The organism is Saccharomonospora iraqiensis subsp. iraqiensis (assembly GCF_000430445.1).
GTDB lineage: Bacteria > Actinomycetota > Actinomycetes > Mycobacteriales > Pseudonocardiaceae > Saccharomonospora > Saccharomonospora iraqiensis.
On sequence record NZ_KE387062.1, the window covers coordinates 9307 to 12494 of the forward strand.

Annotated in this window: 3 protein-coding genes; 2 read left to right on the forward strand and 1 reads right to left on the reverse strand. The window is 74.6% G+C overall.

Annotated features, from left to right (window positions below):
- A partial coding sequence (locus ACTIR_RS21835) for a cytochrome P450 (RefSeq protein WP_034238498.1) occupies positions 1-1340 on the forward strand: 1340 nt, incomplete at its 5' end.
- Here ACTIR_RS21835 and ACTIR_RS0105155 read toward each other — a convergent pair.
- On the reverse strand, positions 1316-1510 hold the full coding sequence (locus tag ACTIR_RS0105155) for a hypothetical protein (RefSeq protein ID WP_007026494.1): 195 nt from the start codon (positions 1508-1510) through the stop codon (positions 1316-1318). The two genes, ACTIR_RS21835 and ACTIR_RS0105155, sit on opposite strands and share 25 nt — an antisense overlap.
- 173 nt (positions 1511-1683) lie before the next feature.
- Between ACTIR_RS0105155 and ACTIR_RS0105160 the strand changes: the two genes are divergently transcribed.
- The gene (locus ACTIR_RS0105160; RefSeq protein WP_026453476.1) at positions 1684-3135 is read left to right on the forward strand and encodes an FAD-linked oxidase C-terminal domain-containing protein; all 1452 of its coding nucleotides are present in this window, start codon (positions 1684-1686) and stop codon (positions 3133-3135) included.
- Positions 3136-3188 lie beyond the last annotated feature (53 nt).

Below are 3188 nucleotides of genomic sequence, written 5' to 3' on the forward strand. Positions count from 1 at the left end.
GCGGGGTACTCCGGCGCAGGCCGCGGGTGCTGGCGCTGGCCGACCGACTGCGGTTCGACCGGCACGCCGTGCGGTTGATGCGCGCCCTGCGCTCCCGGTACGGGCCGGGGCCGCTGCTGCTGCGCATCCCGGGCAGGCCGATCGCGGTGCTGCTCGACCCGGACGACGTCGAGCGGGTGCTCGACCGCACCCCGTCGCCGTTCACCCCCGCCGCCCGGGAGAAGCGGGCCGCGCTCGGGCACTTCCAGCCGCACGCCGTGCTGGCCTCCCCCATGCCGGAGCGGGCACCCCGACGCCGGCTCAACGAGCGGGTGCTGGAGGCCGACCGTGCCGAGCACCACCTCGCACCCCGGGTGCGCGAGATCGTTCGCGACGAGACCACCCGACTGCTCGCCGACCGCACCGCACTCGCCTGGCCGGAGTTCGAGGTGGCGTGGTGGCGGATCGTCCGACGCCTCGTGCTCGGCGACCACGCCCGGGACGCCACGGAGGTCACCGACGAACTCGCCGCACTGCGCTCGCGCGGGAACTGGGCGTTCCTGCTGCCCGCGGCGCGGCACCGCCGGGAGGCGTTCCGTGCGCGGCTGGCGGCCCACCTCGACCGTGCCGAACCGGGCAGTCTGGCCGCCACGCTCGCCGACCACACCCGCCGGGACGCCGCGGGGCGGGACGTCCTCCCCCGGATCGGCACCGGCGCCGACGACCTCGACCCGTACGGGCAGGTGCCGCACTGGCTGTTCGCGTTCGACGCCGCGGGCATGGTGACGCTGCGCACCCTCGCCGTCCTGTCCACGCACCCGAGAGACGCCGCCCGCGCCCGGGAGGAGGCCCACGCCCGGCCTGGGGACGCGGCGCTGCCGTTCCTGCGCGCGTGCGTGTGGGAGACCGTGCGGTTGTGGCCGACCACCCCGGTGCTGCTGCGGGAGAGCACCACGGCCACGTCCTGGCGGGGCACCACGCTCACCCGGGGGACGCTGTTCGTCGTGTTCGCGCCCTACTTCCACCGGGCACCGGAACTGGTGCCCTTCCCCGACGGCTTCCACCCGCGGGTCCCGCCCGACGACACGCCCGGAGCCACGGAGGGAGCGGGGCGGTGGCCGGGCGTGGTGCCGTTCAGCGCGGGGCCGGGACGGTGTCCGGGGGAGAACCTGGTGCTGCTCGTGACGGCCACGATGCTCGCCGAGTTCCTGCGGCAGGGCCGCTACCGGGTGCTCGCCCCGCGGTCACTCCGCGCGCGGGGCAACGCCCACGACCGGCTGCCCGCCACGCTGAACCACTACGCCCTCCGGTTCGCCCGTGACCCCGCCGAGGGGGCTCAGGCGACCGCGAATGCCGGCTGACCGGCGCAGACGCAGCCGCCGTCGACGGTTCCGCAGTCCACGACCAGGGTGTGCCGCACGACGTCGACGTCCGTGCACCCGGCGTCGGTGCACTCCGCCGTGTCGTCGCCGTGCCGGATCACGGTGCCGTGGCAGTGGTCGAGACCCTCCCGGCAGTTCACGCAGCTCATCCCCCCTTCGTATCACCCGGCCCGTGCGGACCCGACGGCGACACACCCCCGGCACGGTCCCGCTGTGCGGACGGCCACGGCGGAGCGGGTCCGCACGACCTTGACCGCGTCCGCACCCGATGTACCGTCGATCCGTGACGACCGTGTCGGAGACCGGAGGCAGGGGGGCGCGCATGCTCGACCCGGCGGTGCGGGACGCGCTGGTGACCGCGGTCGGCGCGGCGAACGTCATCTCCGACCCGGTCGGCCTGCGCAGTTACGAGTGCGACGGTCTCACCGGCGTCCGCCAGGCGCCGTCACTCGTGGTGCTGCCCACCGACACCGAGGGTGTCGCCGCCGCCGTGCGCGTGTGCCACCGGCACGGGGTGCCGTTCGTCGCACGCGGTGCGGGCACCGGGCTCTCCGGCGGGGCGTTGCCGGTCGCCGACGGCGTGGTGATCTCGCTGCAACGGATGCGGCGGGTCCTCGAGGTGGACCCGCTGGACCGGCGCGCGACCCTGCAACCCGGCGTGACCAACCTGGACATCACCGCGGCCGCCGCGCCGCACGGGCTGTACTTCGCACCCGACCCGTCCAGCCAGCAGGTCTGCACGATCGGCGGCAACGTGGCCGAGAACTCCGGCGGCGCGCACTGCCTGAAGTACGGCTTCACCACCAACCACGTGCTGGAGATGACGGTGGTGCTGCCGGACGGGGAGATCGTCACCCTCGGCGGGGACACCGGTGAACAGCTCGGCCCCGACCTGCGCGGGGTGTTCGTCGGCTCGGAGGGCACGCTCGGCATCGCCTGCGAGATCACCGTCCGGCTGCTGCCGACACCGCAGACGGTGCGCACGCTGCTGGCCGACTTCGACTCGATCCCGCGCGCCGGTGAGGTGGTCGGCGACCTCGTCGCGGCGGGGATCGTGCCCGCCGCGGTGGAGATGATGGACAACCTCGCCATCAACGCCGCGGAGCAGGCCGTGCACGCCGGCTACACCCTGGACACGGCGGCCGCGCTGGTGGTGGAGCTGGACGGACCCGCCGCCGAGTGCGAGGCGCAGTTCGAGCAGGTGACCGCGATCTGCGAACGGCACGGCTGCACGCGCCTGCACATCGCGGGCGATGCGGCCGAACGGGCGAGAATCTGGAAGGGCCGCAAGGCCGCCTTCGCGGCGATGGGCCGGATCAGCCCGGACTACATCGTCCAGGACGGCGTGGTCCCGCGGACCCGGCTGGCGGAGGTGCTCGCCCGCATCGCCGACCTCGGTGCGGAGGCGGGCCTGCGGGTCGCCAACGTCTTCCACGCCGGGGACGGCAACCTGCACCCCCTGGTGCTCTACAACGCCGCGGCCGGGGAGCAGGAGCGCGCGGAGGAGTTGTCGAAACGGATCGCGGAGCTGTGCGTCGAGCTCGGCGGGTCGCTGTCCGGGGAACACGGGATCGGCACGGACAAGGCGTGCTCGATGCCGCGGATGTTCGGCGAGACCGATCTCGCCACGATGGACCGGGTGCGTGCGGCGTTCGACCCGGACGGACTGTGCAACCCGGGCAAGCTGCTGCCCACGCCCCGGTTGTGCGGCGAGGCCCCGGGCCCCTACCGGCCGCACCCGCTGGAGGAGGCCGGGGTGATCGAGCGGCTATGAGCGGAACCGACCGGACGTCCGGGCCCGCCACGACCGGCGGGCGGACGGGCACA